General features: G+C 62.7%; 17 protein-coding genes, 1 tRNA gene and 1 pseudogene. 6 read left to right on the top strand and 13 right to left on the bottom strand.

From position 1 onward, the window contains the following. The first annotated feature begins 156 nt into the window (after positions 1-156). On the top strand, positions 157-1,371 hold the full coding sequence (locus CQ12_RS04970; RefSeq protein WP_057834240.1) for an FAD-dependent oxidoreductase: 1,215 nt from the start codon (positions 157-159) through the stop codon (positions 1,369-1,371). Here the strand turns inward: CQ12_RS04970 and CQ12_RS04965 are convergent. The 7 genes from CQ12_RS04965 to rplJ form a co-directional block, all read right to left on the bottom strand. Then, positions 1,323-3,272: an ABC transporter ATP-binding protein gene (locus CQ12_RS04965; protein ID WP_430642184.1), complete on the bottom strand. Its 1,950-nt coding sequence runs from the start codon at positions 3,270-3,272 to the stop codon at positions 1,323-1,325. The two genes, CQ12_RS04970 and CQ12_RS04965, sit on opposite strands and share 49 nt — an antisense overlap. A gap of 220 nt (positions 3,273-3,492) precedes the next feature. Further along, entirely contained in the window at positions 3,493-5,547 is a 2,055-nt protein-coding gene (locus CQ12_RS04960; protein ID WP_057834238.1) for an FAD-dependent oxidoreductase, read from the bottom strand. A gap of 224 nt (positions 5,548-5,771) precedes the next feature. Further along, positions 5,772-6,869 (bottom strand): helix-turn-helix transcriptional regulator, encoded by a 1,098-nt coding sequence (locus CQ12_RS04955; protein WP_057834237.1) that lies wholly within the window; start codon positions 6,867-6,869, stop codon positions 5,772-5,774. Between the two features lie 152 nt (positions 6,870-7,021). After that, positions 7,022-11,221, bottom strand: a complete 4,200-nt coding sequence (gene rpoC, locus CQ12_RS04950) for a DNA-directed RNA polymerase subunit beta' (protein ID WP_057834236.1) — start codon at positions 11,219-11,221, stop codon at positions 7,022-7,024. A gap of 123 nt (positions 11,222-11,344) precedes the next feature. Beyond that, positions 11,345-15,463, bottom strand: a complete 4,119-nt coding sequence (gene rpoB / locus CQ12_RS04945) for a DNA-directed RNA polymerase subunit beta (protein ID WP_057834235.1) — start codon at positions 15,461-15,463, stop codon at positions 11,345-11,347. Between the two features lie 458 nt (positions 15,464-15,921). Beyond that, entirely contained in the window at positions 15,922-16,299 is a 378-nt protein-coding gene (gene rplL, locus CQ12_RS04940) for a 50S ribosomal protein L7/L12 (RefSeq protein ID WP_016847588.1), read from the bottom strand. A gap of 54 nt (positions 16,300-16,353) precedes the next feature. After that, complete coding sequence (gene rplJ / locus CQ12_RS04935; protein ID WP_057834234.1) at positions 16,354-16,872, bottom strand: 50S ribosomal protein L10; 519 nt, start codon at positions 16,870-16,872, stop codon at positions 16,354-16,356. A gap of 616 nt (positions 16,873-17,488) precedes the next feature. Between rplJ and CQ12_RS04930 the strand changes: the two genes are divergently transcribed. Genes CQ12_RS04930 through sigJ form a run of 3 tightly spaced genes read left to right on the top strand, consistent with a single transcriptional unit; the run spans position 17,489 to position 19,269 of the window. Beyond that, positions 17,489-17,866, top strand: a complete 378-nt coding sequence (locus CQ12_RS04930) for a hypothetical protein (RefSeq protein WP_057834233.1) — start codon at positions 17,489-17,491, stop codon at positions 17,864-17,866. After that, positions 17,859-18,404 carry a carboxymuconolactone decarboxylase family protein gene (locus CQ12_RS04925; RefSeq protein WP_057834232.1) on the top strand — a complete coding sequence of 182 codons (546 nt, stop codon included), beginning with the start codon at positions 17,859-17,861 and terminating at the stop codon, positions 18,402-18,404. Before CQ12_RS04930 ends, CQ12_RS04925 begins: the two co-directional genes overlap by 8 nt. Next, on the top strand, positions 18,376-19,269 hold the full coding sequence (gene sigJ / locus CQ12_RS04920; RefSeq protein WP_057834231.1) for an RNA polymerase sigma factor SigJ: 894 nt from the start codon (positions 18,376-18,378) through the stop codon (positions 19,267-19,269). The genes CQ12_RS04925 and sigJ overlap by 29 nt, the downstream gene beginning before the upstream one ends. A gap of 4 nt (positions 19,270-19,273) precedes the next feature. Here sigJ and CQ12_RS04915 read toward each other — a convergent pair whose 3' ends face one another. The 5 genes from CQ12_RS04915 to secE form a co-directional block, all read right to left on the bottom strand. Then, positions 19,274-20,227: a 2-hydroxyacid dehydrogenase gene (locus CQ12_RS04915; RefSeq protein ID WP_057834230.1), complete on the bottom strand. Its 954-nt coding sequence runs from the start codon at positions 20,225-20,227 to the stop codon at positions 19,274-19,276. Positions 20,228-20,345: 118 nt separating this feature from the next. Next, complete coding sequence (gene rplA, locus CQ12_RS04910; RefSeq protein WP_057834229.1) at positions 20,346-21,038, bottom strand: 50S ribosomal protein L1; 693 nt, start codon at positions 21,036-21,038, stop codon at positions 20,346-20,348. Positions 21,039-21,044: 6 nt separating this feature from the next. After that, positions 21,045-21,473 carry a 50S ribosomal protein L11 gene (gene rplK / locus CQ12_RS04905; RefSeq protein ID WP_057834228.1) on the bottom strand — a complete coding sequence of 143 codons (429 nt, stop codon included), beginning with the start codon at positions 21,471-21,473 and terminating at the stop codon, positions 21,045-21,047. 130 nt (positions 21,474-21,603) lie between these two features. Further along, positions 21,604-22,134, bottom strand: coding sequence for a transcription termination/antitermination protein NusG (nusG, locus tag CQ12_RS04900; RefSeq protein WP_057834304.1), 531 nt, complete (start codon positions 22,132-22,134; stop codon positions 21,604-21,606). Positions 22,135-22,154: 20 nt separating this feature from the next. Continuing rightward, positions 22,155-22,346, bottom strand: a complete 192-nt coding sequence (gene secE / locus CQ12_RS04895) for a preprotein translocase subunit SecE (RefSeq protein WP_057834227.1) — start codon at positions 22,344-22,346, stop codon at positions 22,155-22,157. 356 nt (positions 22,347-22,702) lie between these two features. Here secE and CQ12_RS04890 point away from each other — a divergent pair, with 356 nt between their 5' ends. Beyond that, on the top strand, positions 22,703-22,888 hold the full coding sequence (locus CQ12_RS04890) for a hypothetical protein (protein ID WP_430642183.1): 186 nt from the start codon (positions 22,703-22,705) through the stop codon (positions 22,886-22,888). Between the two features lie 54 nt (positions 22,889-22,942). Here CQ12_RS04890 and CQ12_RS04885 read toward each other — a convergent pair. Next, positions 22,943-23,018, bottom strand: a tRNA-Trp gene (locus CQ12_RS04885). A gap of 150 nt (positions 23,019-23,168) precedes the next feature. On the opposite strand from CQ12_RS04885, the pseudogene CQ12_RS46015 reads away from it, so the two are divergent. Continuing rightward, positions 23,169-23,310: pseudogene (locus CQ12_RS46015) on the top strand (serine hydrolase); the annotation flags it as partial.

Raw genomic sequence — 23,310 nt, 5'->3', positions numbered from 1 at the left:
CCGTCCTGCCCTGCGCCGATCGAGTCGCATATTTTACCCGGATAAATACATCCAGAAACATTATTCTGGCCTCTCTCAGTAGAAAGCCGGAGTTCCGACTAAGCATTTGTTTGCTTTTCGGTGTGCAAAAATGTCGCACCCCGGCCGAGATTCCATATGAAATACACCGACATTGCGATCATCGGGGGCGGCCTCGCCGGCTCGACCGCGACCGCCATGCTCGGACGAGCAGGAATTCCGACCGTCCTGATCGATCCGCATCAGGTCTATCCCTTCGACTTCCGCGTCGAAAAAATCAGCGGCGACGAACAGCTCGACCGCTTCTACCGGACCGGAATCGCCGATTCGGTGCTGCGTTCGGCCACCCATGACGGGGAAAACTGGATCGCGCGATTCGGCTATCTCCTCGACAAGAAGCCGAGCCGCCAATACGGCATCATGTATGACGCGCTGATCGGCGCGGTCCGCGCCGAAATCCAGCCTCCGGCCGAACTCGTCTACGCCAAGGTGACCGATGTCGCGACCAGCGCGGAGCGACAGACGGTGACGCTGTCCGATGGCGAGACCATCTCGGCGCGGCTGGTGGTGCTGGCCAATGGACTGAGCGTAGGGCTGCGTCGAAATCTCGGTATCGAGCGCCAGGTGATCAGCGCCAGCCATTCGATCTCGATCGGATTCGACCTCGTACCGGTCGGCCGCCCGGCCTTCGAATTCCCCGCTTTGACCTATTTTTCGGAACGGACGAAGGAGCGCGTGGCCTATGTGACGCTGTTCCCGATCGGAAATCGGATGCGGGCCAACCTTTTCGTCTACCGCGAGGTCGACGACCCTTGGCTGCGCGAGATGCGGCACAGGCCGGTCGAAACCATGAACGCGGTGCTGCCGCGGCTGCGCCGGATCACCGGCGAATATGCCGTGGCCGGCAACGTCAAGATCCGCCCGGCCGATGTCTATGTCTCGACCGGCTATCGCCAACCCGGCATTGTCCTGGTCGGCGACGCCTTTGCGGCCACCTGCCCGGTTACCGGCACCGGCACCGACAAGGTGTTCACCGACGTGGCGCAGCTCTGCAACGTCCACATCCCCGCCTGGCTTGCCAGCGAAGGCATGAGCGAAGCCAAGATCGCTTCCTTCTACGACGATCCGGTCAAGCAAGCCTGCGACGCCTGGTCGATGGGGAAAGCGATCAGTTTCCGCAAGCTCACGATCGAGAACGGGCCATACTGGCGGGCACAGCGCTGGGCGCGCTTCCTGGCGTGGTTCGGCGAAGGCGCCTTGCGGCGGATGCGCAGCCGGGCCAGTGCGGACTCAAGCCGCCCTGCTCACTCCTCGTCGTCATCGTCATCGTCTTCATTGTCGTCGTCGGCCTGAGACGCGGCGTTGTGCGGCGTGCGGCCCTGGTCGTCCCAGAGCTTGCGATAGACGCCATTGGCTGCGAGCAGTTGCGCATGCGAGCCGCGCTCGATGGCCCGGCCGCCTGAAATCACGATGATCTCGTCCATCTCGACCACCGACGTCAGGCGGTGGGTCGACCAGATCATGGTGCGCCCCTCGGCCACGTTGAGCAGCGTGCGGTTGATCGCCGCTTCCGTGGTCTGGTCGAGCGCCGAGGTCGCTTCATCGAGCAGCAGCAGCGACGGATTGCGGATGATAGCGCGTGCGATCGCGATGCGTTGGCGCTGGCCGCCCGACAGCGTATCGCCGCGCTCGCCGACCGCTGTGTCGTATTTCTGCGGCAGGCTCATGATGTAGCTGTGGATCTCGGCCTTGCGCGCAGCTTCCTCGACCTCCGCGTCGCTGGCGCCTTCCTTGCCGAGCCGGATGTTCTCGCGGATCGTCATGTTGAAGAGCATGTTCTCCTGGAACACGATGGCCATACCGCTGCGCAGGGATTCGCGGGTCACGCGGCGGATATCGACGCCGTCGATCGCCACCCGCCCCTCGTCCGGCGTGTAGAGCCGCAGGATCAGGTTGAGCAACGTGCTCTTGCCCGAGCCGCTGGGGCCGACGATCGCAATGCGCTTGCCGACATCGAGCTTGAGGCTGAAATTGTCGAGCACCGGCGTCTCGCTGCCTTCATAGGCGAAGGTGACACGCTCGAAGCTGATGTCGTTGGTGATGCGCGGCAGATCGGGCGCGCCCGCACGGTCGGCGCCGCGCGTCGGCTCATCCAGCAGTTCCTGGATATGCCGCACCGCCGCCGCCGACTGGATCGACACTGGAATGAAGTGCATCAAATGGGCGATGTTGTAGGACACCTCCCAGAACGCGCTCTCGAAAGTGACGAAGGTGCCGATGGTGATCTGGCCCTTGGTGGCGAGATAGGCGCCGATCGCCAGCACCACGAGATGCAGCAACAGCACCGAAATGGTGACGGTGCGCTCCACCATGGTCGACAGGAACACGGCGGACGCGGTCTTGATGCGCACATCCTGGTTGCGCATGGTGAACCAGCCGAGCGTGCGGCGCTGCAGGCTGAACGCCTTGATCACCGCCTGCGCCGCCACGTTTTCCTGCACCGTTCCGAGCAGCGCCGATTCGTTGAGCTTCTGCTCGTAATTCGCCTGCACCGCCTTTGGCGTCAGGATCCTCGGCCCGATCAGCGTAATCGGGAATATCAGCAAGGCGACCGCCGCAAGCTGCCAATTCAAAAACAGCATCAGGATGATGCCGGCGATCAGTTCCAAAAACGGCAGCGCCGCGCTGTTGGCGAAGGTCTTGACCGAGCTTTCATAGGCCGCGAGGTCAATCGAGAATCGCGAGAGAATCTCGCCGCGCTTGGTCCGGGCGAAATATGACGCCGGCAGGTTCTGGACGTGCTCGAACAGCCGCGTCCGCACGTCGGCGATGACGCCCGCGGCCAGCCGCGCGTCCCATTTCTCGTACCAGACCGCAATGATCGACGTGATGATGCCGGCAACGGCGAGCACGCCGAGGATTTTGTAGAGCGCCTGGAAATCCTCCTCGCCGAGCGCATCGTCGATCAGGAATTTCAGGCTCAACGGCATGATGACGTTGAACAGCGTCTCGACCAGGACGCCGAAGGTCACGAAGGCCAGCAGTTTTCTGTAGTTGCCGAGATACGGCTTGGTGAAGCCGTAGATCGTCGCCATCGCGCCGGCGGCTTCCTTGGCGGTGAAGACGACGAGGTCCTCGTCATCATCATCGTCGTCGAGGTCCAGCTCGTCGTTCTTGTCGGCTTTGTCGCCCTTGTCGGCGTCATCGGCAGGCGCGGCCTTGCCGCCGGTCGGCGGCGCGACAGTCTCCAGCATAAGCTTCTTCGTGAGCTCCGGATCATCAGCCGGAACGGGATTCCGATCATCCGAAGAAGGAGGCTTGGGCGCCATGAAACCAACCGATGCTGCACGGCCGGCCTGACCGCAAATCGAACGCGGCAGCGCAAAAACGCTACCGCGGCGATCCTATGCGAACGGGATCAATTCGGCAAAATATTTGGAACGAGCGGCCCTGATTCATCGGGCCGGCCGGACCTCAATCGTCCGATTCGACCTTGTCGAAGAACGAATAGCGCAGACTGTCGGCGTCGGCGTACCACTGCCCCGGCCCCTTGTTGGCCGCCAGCGTCGCCGCCCACACCGCATCGGTGCAATCGCGGCGGTGCATCGAAAGGTCGAAGCCATTGCCGAAGAACAATTCGGACCATTCCCACCAGGTGCCAAGCTTCTTCACGCCGCGCAACAGATCGTAGCGGTCGATCAGTGCGGGGGCCATGTCAGATGTCACCGACCCGAACACCAGCCCGGTCTTGACGACGCGGTTGAGTTCGCGCACCGCGCGCGGGACCTGCTTTTCGGAGACGTGGCACAGGCTGGTCTCGAACACGAAGTCGAACTCGTCGTCCTTGAACGGCATGTCGACGATGGAGCCCAGCTTGTTGAACTTGCGCAGCGCCTTCGGTGTCCTGGCGTGGATCGCCTTGTTGTTTTCGATGCCCCAGGCATCGATGCCGCGTTCGCGCAGCGCGCCGACCAGTTCGCCGCTGGCGGAGCCCGCAACGAGCAGCTTGTAGCCCTTGGCCCTGTTCCAGACGATCTTGATCAGGTCGGTCAGATAGGCCGGATCGGTAAACCGGCTCCAGACTTCGCTATAGGGGCCGAGCCCACGGTAATTCTCGAAATAGCTGCGGTCGATCTTGTCGGACGACGCATCGCCTTGCTGCGCATGGGCGCGGCGCAATCTTATCATCTCGGTCAGGATGATATCGGTCGCGGCGTCGGAAGAATCGAGCAGACCGTTCAGCGTCGAATCGAACAGGTAGTCGCCGACCACGACGATCCCGGGATGCTCTTTCGGTTCGGGCCGATGGTTGGTCATGACGTCGCGCACCGGCAGGCCGCCCGGCAGCGCGTTCACCGACGACAGCCAGCGGTGAATCTTGCCTTCCATGAAATGGTCGCGGGCGTTGCCGAGCGAGGCCGGCAGCGATTTCAGCGCGGCGTCGATCAGTTCCTGGTCGCTCAGATTGGCAAACGCCAGCGCGTCCGAGCCCGCGATCAGCCAGTTGAGCACGCCGTGCTTGCCGACGTCGTGGCGGGCGCCCTCGTTGTAGACGCAGCAGCCGCCGAACGCTTCCGACATGAACCAGGCACCGGGGATCTTCTCGCCCCAGAACGGTTCGTCGAACAGGATCGACACGCGCAAATAATGCGCGGGCCGGTCGAAATAGGCGACGTGCTTGACCATCGATTTGCGCAGGTCTTCGCCGTCCCAGCGCATGGTGGCGAGCCAGGAATGCGGCAGGCACATCAGCACGAGATCGAAATCCCTCGTCTCCGGCCCCTTCCCGTTCATCATGTTGAGCTGGTAGCGGCCGGCAGCGGTCTTTCCGACCTTCAGCACGCGATGATTGAGCTGGATATCGGCATCGACTTCCGAGCGCAGGCACTCGATCAACTGCTCGTTGCCGTTCTGGATCGAATACAGGCCGATATAGCCGTCGATGTCCATCACGAAGTTCTTTAGCGCGTTCAGGCCGTTGGTATTGTGGCTTTCGGTTGCGATGTCGGAGCGCGCCATCACCTTGAGGAAGCGCTTGGCGGTGGGATCGTCGACTTCCTTGTCGAGCACTTCCTCGCAGGTCATGTAGGCCCAGGGGTGCTCGTTGTCGTGGGCACCGACGCCCTCGTAATACTCGATCGGCGATACCAGGTCGGAGCAGCGCTTGCGGAAGGCTTCGATCGCGGCGGCGGTTTTCGCGCCGTATTTGCGACGCATGCCGGGAACATCTCCGAGCAATTCGCCGTCGAGTTGCACCTGCTCGGCATCCATCGGGATCGTCTGCAGGCCGAAATGCTGGATCAGTTCCCGCAGGGGATCCGGGCCGGTCATCGAGTAGTCATAGATTTCCGCGACGCCCGCTTCATACATCGCCGGCGCGGAATCGAATTTGCGCGAGACGATCTTGCCCCCGACGCGGTCGGACGCCTCGTAGATGGTGACACGGCAGAGATCGCCGAGCTTTTTCTTCAGATACCAGGCGCTCATCAGCCCGCCCGGGCCGCCGCCTACGATTGCAAGATCCAACATGTCGTTTCCGTCGCCCTCCCGGCCCCCCTGCGTATTGGAAAGCAGCCGGTCTAAACCGCAAGCAAAAGCGCTTTTCACCCTGAAGGGAAGATGAACAAAGCAGGTCCTCGCAACGCAGCAATGAAAGAAAGCAGCAAAAAGGCCGGCTTGTGCCGGCCATTTGTCTTAGCACCGTATTCTTGCGGATGCCCTATTCGGCCAGCAGATGGGCCGGCCGGTGTGCTCTAGCTGCCACGGAATGCCTTGCCGGCAAGTAGGCTGACAAGCTCCTGCTGGCGCGAGAGACCGGTCTTCGAGAGCACGGCCTTGAGCTGGCTGCGCACCGTTTCCCGGTTAACGCCGGTCGCGTCGGCCAGTGCCTCGACGGTTTCAGCCTGGCCGATGCCCCGCGCCACGCGCGCTTCCGCCGGCGTCAGGTCGAACAGGCCTTGCAGCACCTCCGAGGTCGGCACCACCGCACGATCGACCGGGGTCACCACCAACAGCGCGGTGGCCTGCGTGAAGATATCGCGCGCATCGCCGCGCACGGGGATGACATGCAGCACCATCGGCACGCGGGTTGCCGTCGCAGCGACCGGGATCGACTTCACGGTCCGGCCATCGGCAAGAGATTTTGGGCCGAGCGCCTCCGCAAGCATCGCGTCCGCCGTGACATCCGTCATCGTGACGCGCTCGATCCGATCCTGGAACAGCGAAGGGACCAGCGCCTCGAACAGGCCGTTGGCGGCGAATACCCGGCCGCGCCCGCGCAGCACCGCGCCCGGCAGACCCAGCACCTGCAAGGCATCAGCCTGCGCGCGGGCGCGCTCGAAGCCAAGGCGATTTGCCGCCAGCGACGCCCGGGCCAGATGCGGCCGCAGCCCATCCAGCAAGGTGACGACTTCTCGCGGCACCGGCCCGTGATCCTGATGCCGCGGCACGACGATTGCAATCGAATCGCCGCTCGGCATCGGGATGATCGTGCCGGCCCGGTAGCCGAGGCCGTGCTTGCGGTAGAAATTGCAATAGACGTCGTTGGTCGCAATCTCCTCCTCGGAGAGGAGATCGAAGTCGGTGACGAAACCTGCGTGATTGAGAGCGATGGCGCGCGGCAGGTTGGGATCGCGCTCGCTCCATCCCTCTCCAAGGAACACCGGCATCAGCTGGTCATATTCGACGGAATTGACCGCGCTTGTGTAGCCGTCCCGCACGCCGAAGAGAAAGCCGCCATTGCCGCCGACCGTGGCACTGAGTTCACCAAGCAGGGCCGGCCACCGGGAAGGAACGAGCCCCGCCTCGTAGATGCGATCGATCAAGGATTCGAGATGAGCCATCTCGCTCATGAGCAACTATTACCGTTGTGGCAGGACGCCCCCCGCCGACTTGATAGCAGGCGTCCCCCATCTGGGTGAAGCGCAAGATCGCTCGCCCTTCGCACAAAGAAAAAGCCGGCTTCGCAGCCGGCTCTCTCGTTGAGTGGAACCTGACGGAACCCTTACTCCGCCGGCGGCAGCGCCAGCGGTTCGGCTTCCGGAGCGGTCGGCACGATCGTCGACTGCTTTTCGCGCTCGTCGAGGATCAGCTTGTCGCGCTTGACCGCGACTTCGCGGATCTTGGCCATCGAGGCGCCGGTGCCCGCCGGGATCAGCCGGCCGACAATGACGTTCTCCTTGAGGCCTTCCAGCGGGTCCACCTTGCCGTTGACGGCGGCTTCGGTGAGCACACGGGTGGTCTCCTGGAACGAGGCCGCCGAGAAGAACGAGCGGGTCTGCAGGCTCGCCTTGGTGATGCCGAGCAGAACCGGCGTTCCCGTGGCGGGCTTCTTGCCCTCTTCCTTGGCCTTCAGGTTGAGCGCATCGAACTCGATCTTGTCGACCTGCTCGCCCGAGATCATGTCGGTGTCGCCCTGGTCGGTGACTTCGACCTTCTGCAGCATCTGACGGACAATCACCTCGATGTGCTTGTCGTTGATGAGCACGCCCTGCAACCGGTAGACTTCCTGGATTTCGTTGACCAGATAGGCAGCGAGTTCCTCGATGCCCTTGATCGCCAGGATGTCGTGCGGCGCCGGATTGCCTTCGACGATGAAATCGCCCTTTTCGACGATGTCGCCGTCCTGCAGATGGATGTGCTTGCCCTTCGGGATCAGGTACTCGCGCGGCTCCTCGGTCTTGTCCATCGGCTCGATCGAGATGCGGCGCTTGTTCTTGTAGTCGCGGCCGAAGCGGATCGTGCCGGCGATTTCCGCGATGATGGCCGCGTCCTTTGGCTTGCGGGCCTCGAACAGTTCGGCCACCCGCGGCAGACCGCCGGTGATGTCGCGGGTCTTGGCGCTTTCGGTCGAGATACGCGCCAGGATGTCGCCGGCCTTGACCTTCGCGCCGGTGTCCACCGACAGAATGGCGTCGACCGACAGCATGTAGCGGGCATCGCCGCCACGCGCGAGCTTGAGCACCTTGCCGTCCTTGCCCTTGACCACAATGGCCGGACGCAGGTCGGCACCGCCACGCGACGCACGCCAGTCGATGACGACGCGCTTGGCGATACCGGTGGATTCGTCGAGCGTTTCCGAGATCGACTGCCCTTCCACCAGATCCTCGAACCCGATGGTGCCTTCGACTTCGGTGAGGACCGGACGGGTGTACGGATCCCATTCCGCAATGCGCTGGCCGCGCTTGACCATGTCGCCTTCGTCGACGTGCATGCGCGCGCCGTACTGAATGCGGTGGGTCGCACGCTCGGTGCCGTCGGCATCGACGATGGCAACGACCATGTTGCGGACCATCGCGATCAAGTGACCTTCGCTGTTACGGGCGATGGACTTGTTCTTGATGATGACCTTGCCCTCGAAGTTCGATTCGACGAACGACTGCTCGTTGATCTGCGCTGCGCCGCCGATGTGGAACGTGCGCATCGTCAGCTGCGTGCCGGGTTCACCGATCGACTGGGCGGCAATGACGCCGACCGCCTCGCCGTGGTTGACCGGCGTGCCGCGGGCCAGATCGCGGCCGTAGCACTTGCCGCAGATGCCGTTGACCAGTTCGCAGGTCAGCGCCGAGCGGATCTTCACTTCCTGGATGCCGGCCTGCTGGATGGCGTCGACATGCGACTCTTCCATCAGCGTGCCGCGCTTGACCACGACCTTGTTGGACGCGGGATCGCGCAGATCCTCGCCCGCAACGCGGCCGAGAATACGCGAGGCCAGCGAAGCGACGACGGTGCCGGCGTCGACGATGGCGCGCATCTTGATGCCTAGCTTGGTGCCGCAATCGTCCTGCGTGATGATGCAGTCCTGCGCCACGTCGACCAGACGGCGGGTCAGGTAACCGGAGTTCGCGGTCTTCAACGCGGTGTCCGCGAGACCCTTGCGGGCGCCGTGGGTCGAGTTGAAGTATTCGAGCACCGACAGACCTTCCTTGAAGTTGGAAATGATCGGCGTCTCGATGATCTCACCCGACGGCTTCGCCATCAGGCCGCGCATGCCGGCGAGCTGACGCATCTGGGCCGGCGAACCGCGCGCGCCCGAATGCGCCATCATGTAGATCGAGTTGATGTCAGCGTCGGCACCCTTCGGCGTCTTCTTGGTCGAGGAGATTTCCTTCATCATCTCCTTGGCGATTTCTTCGGTCGCCTTCGACCAGGCGTCGACCACCTTGTTGTACTTCTCGCCATGGGTGATCAGACCGTCATTGTACTGCTGCTCGAAATCCTTCGCCAGCGTACGGGTGGTGTCGACGATCTTCCACTTCGAGTGCGGAACGACCATGTCGTCCTTGCCGAACGAGATGCCGGCCTTGAACGCGTTGTAGAAGCCGAGCGCCATGATGCGGTCGCAGAAGATCACCGTCTCCTTCTGACCGCAGTGACGGTAGACCTGATCGATCACGCCGGAGATTTCGCGCTTGGTCATCAGCTTGTTGATGATGTCGTACGAAATCTTCGAGTTCTTCGGCAGCACGTTGCCGAGCATGACGCGGCCCGCGGTGGTTTCGATCCAGCGCTTGGCCTGCTTGCCGTTCTCGTCGACGCCTTCCCACCGGTACTTGATCTTGGTGTGGAGGTGGATGACCTTCGAATGCAGGGCGTGCTCAAGCTCGGCCATGTCGCCGAAGATCTTGCCCTCGCCGGGCAGGCCTTCACGCATGATCGAGAGGTAATAGAGGCCGAGCACGATGTCCTGCGACGGCACGATGATCGGCTGGCCGTTCGCGGGGTGCAGGATATTGTTGGTCGACATCATCAGGACGCGCGCTTCCAGCTGCGCTTCCAGCGACAGCGGAACGTGCACGGCCATCTGGTCGCCGTCGAAATCGGCGTTGAAGGCGGCGCAGACCAGCGGGTGAAGCTGGATCGCCTTGCCTTCGATCAGCACCGGTTCGAACGCCTGAATGCCGAGGCGATGCAGCGTCGGCGCGCGGTTGAGCAGCACCGGATGCTCGCGGATCACCTCGTCGAGGATATCCCAGACCTCGGGACGCTCCTTCTCGACCAGCTTCTTCGCCTGCTTGACGGTGGTGGACAGGCCCTTGGCGTCGAGCCGCGAATAGATGAACGGCTTGAACAGTTCGAGCGCCATCTTCTTCGGCAGTCCGCACTGATGCAGGCGCAGCTCGGGACCGACCACGATCACCGAACGGCCCGAATAGTCGACGCGCTTGCCGAGCAGGTTCTGACGGAAGCGGCCCTGCTTGCCCTTGAGCATGTCGGCAAGCGACTTCAGCGGGCGCTTGTTGGCGCCGGTGATGACGCGGCCGCGGCGGCCGTTGTCGAACAGCGCGTCGACGGCCTCCTGCAGCATGCGCTTTTCGTTGCGGATGATGATGTCGGGCGCGCGCAGCTCCATCAGCCGCTTCAAGCGGTTGTTGCGGTTGATGACGCGGCGGTAGAGGTCGTTGAGATCAGAGGTCGCGAAGCGGCCGCCGTCGAGCGGCACCAGCGGACGCAGGTCCGGCGGAATCACCGGCACCACGGTCAGGATCATCCACTCCGGCTTGTTACCGGAATAGCGGAAGGCCTCGACGATCTTCAGGCGCTTGGCGAGCTTCTTGTGCTTGATGTCGGACTCGGTCTCCTGCATCTCGGCGCGCAGCGACTGCTCGAGCTTTTCGAGCTCAAGACCCTTCAACAGCTCGCGGATCGCTTCCGCGCCGATCATGGCGGTGAAGGAATCCTGGCCGTATTCGTCCTGCGCCTTCAGATACTCGTCTTCCGACAGCAGCTGACGATCCTTGAGCGCGGTCAGGCCCGGCTCCAGCACGACGTAGTATTCGAAGTACAGGATCCGCTCGAGATCCTTCAACGTCATGTCGAGCAGAAGGCCGATGCGGGACGGCAGCGACTTCAGGAACCAGATGTGGGCAACGGGCGCGGCCAGTTCGATATGGCCCATGCGCTCGCGACGGACGCGAGACAGCGTCACTTCGACCGAGCACTTTTCGCAGATGATGCCCTTGTACTTCATGCGCTTGTACTTGCCGCACAAGCACTCGTAATCCTTGATCGGCCCGAAGATGCGGGCGCAGAACAGGCCGTCGCGCTCCGGCTTGAAGGTCCGGTAGTTGATGGTCTCCGGCTTCTTGATCTCGCCGTAGGACCAGGACAGAATCTTCTCCGGGGACGCAATCGAGATCCGGATCTGGTCGAAGACCTGGGCCGGAGTCGTCGGATTGAAGAGATTCATAATTTCTTGGTTCATCGTCTTCTCCTCGCGTGCCGATCGTCACCGGCAGCAAATTCGAAACTCTTTTAGTGCGCGCCCCGCTCAACGTCCGAGCCGAGCGCGAATGCCCGGCGAAGCGCCGGGCATGAAATCCTCGTGTTACTCGGCCGCCTCGGACGTCGGCGCCGGTCCCATCTTGGAATTGTGCAGGTCGACGTTGAGGCCGAGCGAGCGCATTTCCTTGACCAGCACGTTGAACGATTCCGGAATACCCGCCTCGAACGTGTCGTCGCCGCGCACGATCGCCTCGTACACCTTGGTACGGCCGGCGACGTCGTCCGACTTCACGGTCAGCATTTCCTGCAGCGTGTAGGCCGCGCCGTAAGCTTCCAGCGCCCACACCTCCATTTCGCCGAAACGCTGTCCGCCGAACTGCGCCTTGCCGCCCAGCGGCTGCTGGGTAACGAGCGAGTACGGACCGATCGAACGCGCATGGATCTTGTCGTCGACCAGATGGTGCAGCTTGAGCATGTAGATGTAGCCCACCGTCACCTTGCGATCGAAGGCATCGCCGGTGCGGCCGTCATAGACGGTCGACTGGCCGGAGGCGTCGAAGCCCGCGAGCTTCAGCATCTCCTCGATGTCGGCTTCCTTGGCGCCGTCGAACACCGGCGTTGCGATCGGCACGCCGTGGCTCAGGTTCTTGCCAAGCTCCATCAGCTCGTTGTCGTTCAGCGTCTTGATGGTTTCATCGTCGCCATAGATCTTCTTCAGGGTCTCGCGCAGCGGCTTGAGGTCCTGCTTCTGATAATAGCCGTCGATGGTCTGGCCGATGCGCTTGCCGAGGCCTGCGCAGGCCCAGCCGAGATGCGTCTCCAGAATCTGGCCGACGTTCATGCGCGAGGGCACACCGAGCGGATTGAGCACGATGTCCGCATGCGTACCGTCCTCGAGGAACGGCATGTCCTCGATCGGAACGATCTTGGACACCACGCCCTTGTTGCCGTGACGGCCGGCCATCTTGTCGCCGGGCTGGATCTTGCGCTTCACCGCGACGAAGACCTTGACCATCTTCATCACGCCGGGCGGCAGTTCGTCGCCACGCTGCAGCTTTTCGACCTTGTCGAGGAAGCGCTGTTCAAGGCCCTTCTTCGATTCGTCGTACTGCTTCCGCATCGCCTCGATTTCGGCCATCAGCTTGTCGTTGGGGGACGCAAACATCCACCACTGCGACTTCGGATACTCGTCGAGCACGGCGCGCGTGATCTTGGTGTCCTTCTTGAAGCCCTTGGGACCCGCGATGCCCTGGCGGTTTTCCAGGAGCTCCGCGAGGCGGCCGTAGACGTTGCGATCGAGGATCGCCTGTTCGTCGTCGCGGTCCTTGGCCAGACGCTCGATCTCTTCCCGCTCGATCGCCAGCGCACGCTCGTCCTTGTCGACGCCGTGGCGGTTGAACACGCGCACCTCCACGATGGTGCCCTGCACGCCCGGAGGCACGCGGAGCGAGGTGTCGCGGACATCGGAAGCCTTTTCGCCGAAGATGGCGCGCAGGAGCTTTTCTTCCGGCGTCATCGGGCTTTCGCCCTTCGGCGTGATCTTGCCGACTAGGATGTCGCCGGCGCGGACTTCGGCGCCGATATAGACGATGCCGGCTTCGTCGAGGTTCTTCAGCGCTTCTTCCGAAACGTTCGGAATGTCGCGGGTGATTTCCTCAGGTCCGAGCTTGGTGTCGCGGGCCATCACCTCGAACTCCTCGATGTGGATCGAGGTGAAGACGTCGTCCTTCACGATCCGCTCGGAGAGCAGGATCGAGTCTTCGAAGTTGTAGCCGTTCCACGGCATGAACGCGACCAGCACGTTGCGGCCGAGCGCGAGCTCGCCGAGATCGGTCGACGGACCGTCGGCGATGATGTCGCCCTTCTTGACGATGTCGCCGACCTTCACCAGCGGACGCTGGTTGATACAGGTCGACTGGTTGGAACGCTGGTACTTCATCAGCCGGTAGATATCGACGCCCGACTTGGTGGGATCGAGATCTTCCGTGGCGCGGATAACCACGCGGGTGGCGTCGATCTGGTCGATCACGCCCGAACGGCGGGCGGCGATCGCAGCGCCGGAGTCACGGGCCACCACGCCTTCCATGCCGGTGCCGACGAACGGCGCCTCGGCGCGAACCAGCGGCACCGCCTGGCGCTGCATGTTCGAGCCCATCAGCGCGCGGTTGGCGTCGTCGTTCTCGAGGAACGGAATCAGCGCCGCGGCCACCGAAACGAGCTGCTTCGGCGACACGTCCATATAGTCGACCTTGTCAGGCGTGATCGGCAGCACTTCGCCGGCGTGACGGCAGACGATCAGGTCTTCGGTGAAGCGGCCCTTGGCGTCGAGCGGCACGTTGGCCTGCGCGACGCGATAGCGGCCCTCCTCCATCGCCGAGAGATACACGACCTCGTCGGTGACGCGGCCGTCCTTCACCTTTCGATAGGGCGTTTCGACGAAGCCATACTTGTTGACGCGCGCGAACGTCGCCAGCGAGTTGATCAGGCCGATGTTCGGACCTTCCGGCGTCTCGATCGGGCAGATACGGCCGTAATGCGTCGGATGCACGTCGCGGACTTCGAAGCCGGCGCGCTCGCGGGTCAGACCGCCCGGGCCAAGCGCCGAGAGACGGCGTTTGTGGGTGATCTCCGAGAGCGGGTTGGTCTGATCCATGAACTGCGAGAGCTGCGAGGAGCCGAAGAACTCGCGCACGGCGGCAGCCGCCGGCTTGGCGTTGATCAGGTCCTGCGGCATCACGGTGTCGATGTCGACGCTCGACATGCGCTCCTTGATCGCGCGCTCCATGCGGAGCAGACCGATGCGGTACTGGTTCTCCATGAGTTCGCCGACCGAACGCACACGGCGGTTGCCGAGATGGTCGATGTCGTCGATCTCGCCCTTGCCATCGCGCAAATCGACCAGCGTCTTGATGACGGCCAGGATGTCTTCCTTGCGCAGGGTGCGATGGGTGTCGGGCGCGTCGAGTTCGAGGCGCATGTTCATCTTGACGCGGCCGACCGCGGACAGGTCGTAACGCTCGGCGTCGAAGAACAGCGACTGGAACATGGTCTGGGCCGAATCGATCGTCGGCGGCTCGCCCGGACGCATCACGCGGTAGATGTCGAACAACGCGTCTTCACGCGTCATGTTCTTGTCGGCATTCAGCGTGTTGCGGATGTAGGCGCCGACATTGACGTGGTCGATGTCGAGCAGCGGCAGTTCCTTGTAGCCCTGCTCGTTCAGCGCCTTCAGCGACTTCTCGGTCAGTTCCTCACCGGCTTCGGCGTAGATTTCACCGGTCTTCGGATTGACGAGATCCTCGGCGAGATAATTGCCGACCAGTTCTTCATCCGACAGGCGAAGCGCCTTCAGGCCCTTCTCCTGCAACTGGCGCGCCGCGCGCACGGTCAGCTTCTTGCCGGCCTCGAGCACGACCTTGCCGGTGTCGGCGTCGATCAGGTCGTTGATGGTCGAGTAGCCGCGGAAACGCGAGGCGTCGAACGGCACGCGCCAGCCTTCCTTGGCGCGCTTGTAATTGATCTTCTTGTAGAAGGTCGACAGGATCGTCTCGCCGTCGAGACCGAGCGCGTACATCAGCGAGGTCACGGGAATCTTGCGGCGGCGGTCGATGCGCGCGAACACGATGTCCTTGGCGTCGAACTCGATGTCGAGCCAGGAACCGCGATACGGAATCACGCGCGCGGCAAACAGAAGCTTGCCGGACGAATGGGTCTTGCCCTTGTCGTGATCGAAGAACACGCCGGGCGAACGGTGCATCTGGGAAACGATGACGCGCTCGGTGCCATTGACGACGAAGGTGCCGTTCATGGTCATGAGCGGGATATCGCCCATGTAGACGTCCTGCTCCTTGATGTCCTTGACCGACTTGGCGCCGGTTTCCTCGTCGATATCGAACACGATCAGGCGCAGCGTCACCTTCAGCGGCGCAGCATAGGTCATGCCGCGCTGGCGGCACTCGTCGACGTCATATTTCGGCGGCTCGAATTCGTAGCGGACGAATTCCAGCATCGAGGTGCCCGAGAAATCCGAGATCGGGAATACCGAGCGGAACACCGCCTGCAGACCTTCGTCCAGCCGGCCGCCCTGAGGCTCCTCGACCATCAGGAATTGGTCATACGACGCCTTCTGAACCTCGATGAGGTTCGGCATCTCGGCGACTTCCTTGATGTGTCCGAAGAACTTGCGAACGCGTTTGCGACCGGTGAATGTCTGCTGCGCCATCGTGGCCTCTCATTTTCGTCGCCCTTGTGGGCGAACCTTCCGAAGCGCGACTGCCATCGCCCCCGGGTTGAATGTCGAATCGCTCGAAAGGAACAAAGCCCACTTTCAGGAATTAAGTCCTGAACCCGCACCTTAGACCTTCAAAACGCAAAACGACGCGCGGGGCGCATGACTGCACCCGCCCGTCACAACTGATCACTTCACGGACTGAGAAAGCCCGAAATCTGACTGTCTCCCAACGGCTTACGCCGGGAACCCTGCTGCCCCCGCCGCCTACCGCCTTTTCCTGCTGCCGCCCCGATATGGGGCGGAAACGTGGAGATTCGAGGAGCTAACCCCGCGAATCCCCACACTTTTTTGTGTACACCGTGTTCCGGGTTACCCCATCGCACGAACTTTGCACAGATCCATCCCGGGCCTCGCTGACGCTCGCCCGGGATTTTGCGAAATAACTCGCGTTACTTCAGCTCGACCTTCGCGCCAGCCTTTTCGAGCTGGGCCTTGATCTTGTCGGCTTCTTCCTTGTTCACGCCTTCCTTTAGCGGCTTCGGAGCGCCTTCGACGAGGTCCTTGGCTTCCTTGAGGCCCAGGCCGGTGATGGCGCGGACTTCCTTGATGACCTCGATCTTCTTGTCGCCGGCAGCGGCGAGAACGACCGTGAAGTCGGTCTTTTCTTCAGCCGGAGCAGCGGCAGCGCCGCCAGCGGCGGGGCCGGCAACCGCGACGGCGGCAGCGGCGGAAACGCCCCACTTTTCTTCGAGGAGCTTGGCGAGTTCGGCGGCTTCGAGCACGGTGAGGCTCGAGAGGTCGTCGACGATTTTCTGCAAGTCAGCCATTGATCTATTTCCTTAAACGTTTGGTTTCGAACCAGGTTTGAGATTAGCGAAGGGTCAGGCCGCTTCGCCCTTTGAGGCATGAGCCTGAATGACGCGCGCGAGCTTGGCCGCGGGCGCAGTCGAGAGCTGAGCGATCTTGGTTGCCGGCGCCACCAGGAGGCCGACAAGCTTTCCGCGCAGTTCATCGAGGGACGGCAGCGAGGCAAGCGCCTTCACGCCGTTCACATCCAGGACGGTTTTACCCATCGAACCGCCGAGAATGACGAACTTTTCGTTCGCCTTGGCGAATTCCATGGCAACCTTCGGCGCCGCTACCGGATCGTTAGAAGTGGCGATCACGGTCGGTCCCTTCAGCAGGGAGCCGATGGCAACGACGTCAGTGCCTTCAAGAGCAATTTTGGCGAGACGGTTTTTCGAGACCTTCACCGACGCGCCCGCCTGCTTCATCTGCATGCGCAGCTTCTGCATCTGGGCCACGGTGAGGCCGGAATAGTGGGCAACGACTGCGACGCTGGTGGTCTTGAAGACCCCGTTCAGCGCCTCAACCGCGTCCTTTTTTGCCGCTCTTTCCACAGCAAGCTCTCTCCGGTTGGCGGCCTTCGCAAGAGCAAGACCGCCGGGTTGCACCCATCGTCTCGCCCAAAACCTGACCTCTAGACACCAGTCTTCAGGACACGCCGGGCAGACGACATTTGAAAAGCCTGCCCTCCCGAACCAGATGGCGCGGGGTGTCGAGGTTCGAACCAAATCAGCCATGGCGCCGCGAGAGGCGGCGTTAAAGCAAAATCCGGTCTTCACCCGTCTATGCAGGCCGTAAGATTAAGCCGTTGAAGAACTTGCGTTTCTTCGCGGGCGCCTGCAGTCTCGGACAGGATCGAGGACATTCGGCAAGCCGAAGGACCCCTGCCGCATTCCACGAAACGATGAGGTTTCCTTCCTTTCGAGCAATCCATGCGGACGTCCTGAAAGGAATGATCTCCTACCGTGTCGGGTTTTCGGAATGCGCGCACGGACGTGCCAGCAATGGCCAGCACGCCCGGAAGCCATTGTTTACCGGGTCTCGCCCTTTTTGCCAAGAGCAAAATTCGCACCAGTTTACCCCGCCAGCCAGAGAAAAATTTCCGGAATTTTTTGACGGGTTCCGTCACACCGGGGTCGCCTGCCTCGTCTTGGCTCCAGGAGGTTCCCGATGCGGCGTCAATTGGCAGCGATTCTGGCAATACCGACCGTTCTGAACGGCCTGATCATGCTCGTGGCCGGCCCGTTTTGGTATGAAACCGTGCCGGGGGTGCGGGATACCGGACCCTTTAACCCACATTTCGTCCAGGACATCGGCGCTGCCTTCCTCGTGGCGGGCCTCGCGCTGGCCGCGCGGGCATGGCGGCCGCGGTACTGGCCGGCGGCCGTTGCGGGCGCCGGCTTCCTCGCCGTTCACGCCCTGCTCCACGTGGCGATCCTGGTCAGCGGCCACAGCCATTACCCCGCCTTCGACCTTCTCGCGATCGTTCTGCCCGCCGCAGTCGCGCTCTATTCCGCCTTCCCCAACCAAGGAGAACAACATGCGTAGTTGGATCGCGCGCCGCAGCTTGCGCGCATTTGCCAAACGGTATGGATACGACGTCAGCTATCTCGAAATGATGCTGAACTTTTCCCCTACTGCCCTCTTCAAGTTCGCGCCGCTGATGAAGGCCGCCGCCCACCGCGAGGTGGTCCCGGCCGATGCCAGCTTCGCCGCCAAGATCGTCGGCGCGCTGGCGGAGGATTGCGGCCCCTGTACGCAACTCGTCGTCGACATGGCGCTGGAAGCCGGCATGCCCAAGGACCAGATCGAAGCGGTGCTTCGCCGCGATCCCCGCGCGATGAATGACGCGACCATGCTCGGGTTCCGCTTCGCCGACGCGGTGGTGCGCCGCTCGGCCGATGACGATGAGTTTCGCGACGCCGTCACGGCCCAATGGGGCCCGAAAGGCGTTATAGACCTGACGATGGCGCTGCAGCTCGGCCGCATGTTCCCGATGGTGAAGGCAGGCCTCGGCTATGCCAAGGAGTGCCGCCGCGTTTCGGTAAGCGGGCACAATGTCGATGTCGTCAAACAGGCCGCATGAGAACGATCCGCTGGCGCCCCATCGCGGGCGCCTGCTCGGGCTCGCCTACCGGATGCTCGGCAGCCGCAGCGACGCCGAAGACGTCGTGCAGGACGCCTATCTGCGGTTTGCCGGCGCGCAGGATGTTCACAACGCAGAAGCCTTTCTCGTCACCGTCGTGACGAGGCTTTGTCTCGATCGCTTGAAGAGCGCGAAGGCACAGCGGGAGATCTATGTCGGGCCGTGGCTTCCCGAGCCCGTGTTCGATGCGGAGGGCCTGTCGGCCGACGCCGCCACCGAATTGGCCGACGACCTGTCGTTCGCATTGCTGCTGGCGCTGGACCGGCTGTCACCGATGGAACGCGCGGCCTTCCTGCTTCACGACGTGTTCGATACACCGTTTCCCAAAATCGCCGCCATGCTCGACCGCACCGAGGCGTCCTGCCGACAACTGGCGTCGCGGGCCCGCCGCGCGGTGCGCGACGACCGCCCGGCGCCTGCGGCAACGCCTGACAGTCACGCACGCCTCCTGCAGGCTTTCAGCGACGCGGTTGCCAGCGGTGACGTCAGGCAGTTGGCCGAATTGCTGCGCGAGGATGCCGTTGCCATCACCGATGGCGGTGGCCGCAAATTCGCGGCGCTCAATCCGATCATCGGCGCCGACAAGGTCGCGCGCTTCTTTGTCGGCCTCGCCGGCAAGATTGCCGGCCAGGATGTCCGTATCGCGCCGGCTGTCATCAATGGTGCCGCGGGAGCCCTGCTCTATCTGGACGGCGAACTCGATCTCACCCTGAGCATGGCGATATCAGGCGAGAAAATCGCTGCGATCTATATCGTCCGCAATCCCGACAAGCTGCGGCACCTGCCGACTGCCGGGATGCACTGAAGCCTCAGCCTGGAGGCACCGTGTAAGGCAGCGGCTTGCCCGCGAAGAACGCGTCGAGATTGGCCAGCACGCAGTCCTGCATCGCCACATGCGACTCCAGCGTATGGCCGCCGATGTGCGGGGACAGCACGACATTGGGCAGCGCCGTCAGCGCATCCGGAGCATGGGGCTCCTTCGCGTAAACATCGAGGCCGGCGCCGGCGATGGTCTGGTCGGACAGCGCCGCAATCAGCGCCGGCTGGTCGATCACCGAGCCGCGCGAGATGTTGACGACGTAACCATCCTTGCCGAGCTTCTTCAGGATATTGGCATCGACCGCGTGATTGGTGTCCGCGCCCGCCCGCACCGCGATCATCAGCACGCTGCACCATTCCGCCAGTGCGTCGAGGCTTGAAAAATACTGATACGGCACGTCGTGCCGGCTGCGGCTGAAATAGCCGACCTCGGTCTCGAACGCGGCGACCCGCGCCGCGATCTTGCGGCCGATCTCGCCCATGCCGTAGACACCGATTTTGCGGCCGAGCATCCCGGCCTGGGGACGCATCATCGGCGACGGTTTTGCCGCCGCCCAGCTCCCGCCGCGCACATAATCATCCGCCACCAGCAATCGCCGCGTCGCTGCCAGCATCAGCGTGACCGCGATGTCGGCAACGGAGGCCGCATTGGCGCCCGGGCTGTGTCCGACCGCGATCTTGCGCTTCGCCGCCGCCGCCAGATCGACACCGTCATAGCCGGTGCCGTAGCAGACGATCGCGCCCAGTTTCGGCATCATGTCCATCGCGTCGCCGCGAAGCGCTGTGCCGCCCGCGGTGATCAACGCGCGAATATCGGCAAGCTGATCGGAAGAAAACACCTCGTTGGGCGCCTTGCCGGCAGCGTTCAGCAATTCATAGCGCTGGCCGAAGCGCTCCATCTGGGCTTTGGGAAAACGCGAATAGATCAGGACTCTCTCGGGCATTGTTGTTCTTTCTTGGCAAGTCCGGCCGGCCGACGATTACGCAAAACCGACAGCAAACGCAAAGGGCGGAATCGGTCGCCCGATTCCGCCCTTTATTATTCACGTCAATGGCAAGGCCTTAGCCGAGCAGCGTGCCCGGCTCGACCTTGACGCCCGGACCCATGGTGGAGGAGACCGCCACGCGCTGGATGTAGGTGCCCTTGGCGCCGGCCGGCTTGGCCTTCGACACCGCGTCCGCGAGTGCCTTCACGTTCTGCACCAGCTTCTCTTCGGAGAACGACGCCTTGCCGACGCCGGCCTGCACGATGCCGGCCTTCTCGACGCGGAACTCGACCGATCCGCCCTTGGCGCCCTTCACGGCGGAGGCGACGTCCATGGTCACCGTGCCGATCTTCGGGTTCGGCATCATGCCGCGCGGACCAAGCACCTTACCGAGGCGGCCGACCAGCGGCATCATGTCGGGGGTGGCGATACAGCGGTCGAAATCGATGTTGCCGCCCTGCACCTTCTCGACCAGGTCTTCGGCGCCGACGACGTCAGCACCGGCGGCCTTGGCTTCTTCCGCCTTGGCGCCGCGGGCGAACACGCCGACGCGCAGCGTGCGGCCGGTGCCGTTCGGCAGGTTGACGACGCCGCGAACCATCTGGTCGGCGTGACGCGGGTCGACGCCGAGGTTGATCGCGATCTCGATCGTCTCGTCGAACTTCGAGGTGGCGCGTTCCTTGACCATCTTGATGGCATCCGCGAGCGGATAGAGCTTCTCGCGGTCGATGCCTTCACGGACCTTCTTCAAACGTTTTCCGATTGCCATGGTCCGTTACCCCGCAACTTCCAGACCCATCGAACGGGCGGAGCCCTCGACCATCTTCATGGCCGATTCGATGGTGTCGCAATTGAGATCCTTCATCTTCTTCTCGGCGATCTCGCGCACCTGCGCCTTCGTCACCTTGCCGGCCTTGTCGCGGCCCGGAGCTTTCGAACCGGACTGGATCTTGGCGGCCTGCTTGAGGAAGTGGGACATCGGCGGCGTCTTCATCTCGAAGGTGAAGGAACGGTCCGCATAGATGGTGATGATCACCGGGATCGGGGTGTTCTTTTCTTCCTTCTGCGTCTGGGCGTTGAACGCCTTGCAGAATTCCATGATGTTGAGACCGCGCTGACCAAGCGCGGGACCGATCGGGGGCGAAGGATTCGCCGCACCGGCCGGGACCTGAAGCTTCAGGTATCCGGTCACTTTCTTTGCCATGTATCACTCCTGTTGCGCCGGCAGGTTGCCGGCTGGTTCAGGTTCCGTGGTTCGGTTCAAGCGCGGTTGGCGACCGCCCTCTCCCTCCCACGGCCTCATTCACACGAGGACCAGGCCTCGCGTGTTACGATCAGACCTTCTCGACCTGACCGAATTCCAGTTCGACGGGCGTGGCGCGGCCGAAGATCGACACCGCGACCTTCACGCGCGAACGCGCCTCGTCAATTTCTTCAACCACACCGGAGAACGACGCGAACGGACCATCGGCCACGCGGACGTTCTCGCCGATTTCGAACGACACCGACGCCTTCGGACGTTCGACGCCTTCCTGCACCTGATGCAGGATCCGCATCGCCTCGGACTCGGAGATCGGCATCGGCTTGTTTTCGGCGCCGAGGAAGCCGGTCACCTTGGGCGTGTTCTTGATGAGATGGAACGCTTCGTCGGTCAGCTTCATCTTCACCAGCACGTAGCCCGGGAAGAACTTGCGCTCGGCGTCGATCTTGCGGCCGCGGCGTACCTCGGTGACCTTTTCGGTCGGCACCAGCACCTGGTCGAACAAGTCCTCGAGTCCGCGCTGCTTGGCCTGCTCGCGGATCGATTCAGAGACCTTCTTTTCGAAATTCGAATAGGCGTGAACGATATACCAGCGCTTGTCCATCGTTTGGGTTCCGGTGCTCATCAGTGAACGCCCAGCAGGAAGGTGACGACGTAGCGGATGATCAAATCCGACAGGAAGAAAAAGATCGAAGCCAATGCAACCATCACGAACACCATGATCGTGGTGATCGTCGTCTCGCGCCGAGTCGGCCAGGTGACCTTGGCGGTCTCCGAGCGCACTTCCTGCAGGAATTTGAACGGGCTGAAAGCCATCGTTGGTTACCGCGTCCTTCGTGAGACGATTGCGATTTAAAGCGATTCCGAACAGCCTTCTTACGCCCAGCCCTCTCTCGAAGGATGAGCCGCCAAGCGGGCTCGATTGTTCGGGGGAATTCAAAGCCGCGCCGGATATCCGCGTCTAGCGGGCCGGCAGCAGGTGGCGGGTATCTACTGCCGGCGGGGCAAAAGGTCAAGGTACGGGGTGCCGCGGGTCCCCGACCGGCGGGAAAACAAGCCGGATGCCCGTGGTTAATCCCGGGTACCCGCCTTGCCTCAAATGCTCATCGTGCCGCGATCCGGATTTTAAAGGCCCTCGGCTAGTCTGGATGCTCCACAGGGGCGAGATGACCATGGCACTGTTAGGCCAAGAACTGGAAGGGCCCGCGGGCGAGACGGCCTGGACCGTTCTCGACGCGGCAAACGACCTCGGCGATACCTTCACGGTGGATGCATGCCGGCGGGTGATCGATGCCGATCTGCGGGGTGAAGCTCCGGCGCGATCGGATCTCGCGGTCCTCACCGCGTTCTTCAGCTAGTTTAGGAGCTGCCGCCGGAGCTTCGGTCAAGTCTTTGATTTGGCTGGATTTAGCTGGCAGGAGTGGCAGGGCTCGAACCTGCGACCCCCGGTTTTGGAGACCGGTGCTCTACCAATTGAGCTACACTCCTGCAGGGAACCGGCGCGTGCGTCGGTTCGCGCTGTTTCAAGCATAGGGCATGCCCCGAATGCAAGGGCGAAGCGGCTTTACGCCCTACCCAAAGCACGTCTTCTGCTCCAGAGTTGGTATCCTATAAGCAACAAGCGCAACGGGAGAGACCATGAACGCGCAGACCGCCACCGCCCGGCAGACCCCCGCCCTCCAGACCCCCTCTCTTCCCGATGCCAAGCCGGAAACGATCGGGCTGTCGACGGCGCGGTTGCAGCGGATGTCGGATGCCTTCAAGCGCGAGGTCGACAAGG

The organism is Bradyrhizobium jicamae, from assembly GCF_001440395.1.
Lineage (GTDB): Bacteria > Pseudomonadota > Alphaproteobacteria > Rhizobiales > Xanthobacteraceae > Bradyrhizobium > Bradyrhizobium jicamae.
The sequence above is the reverse complement of the archived record's forward strand: the minus strand, read 5'-3'. Positions and strand labels throughout refer to the sequence as shown.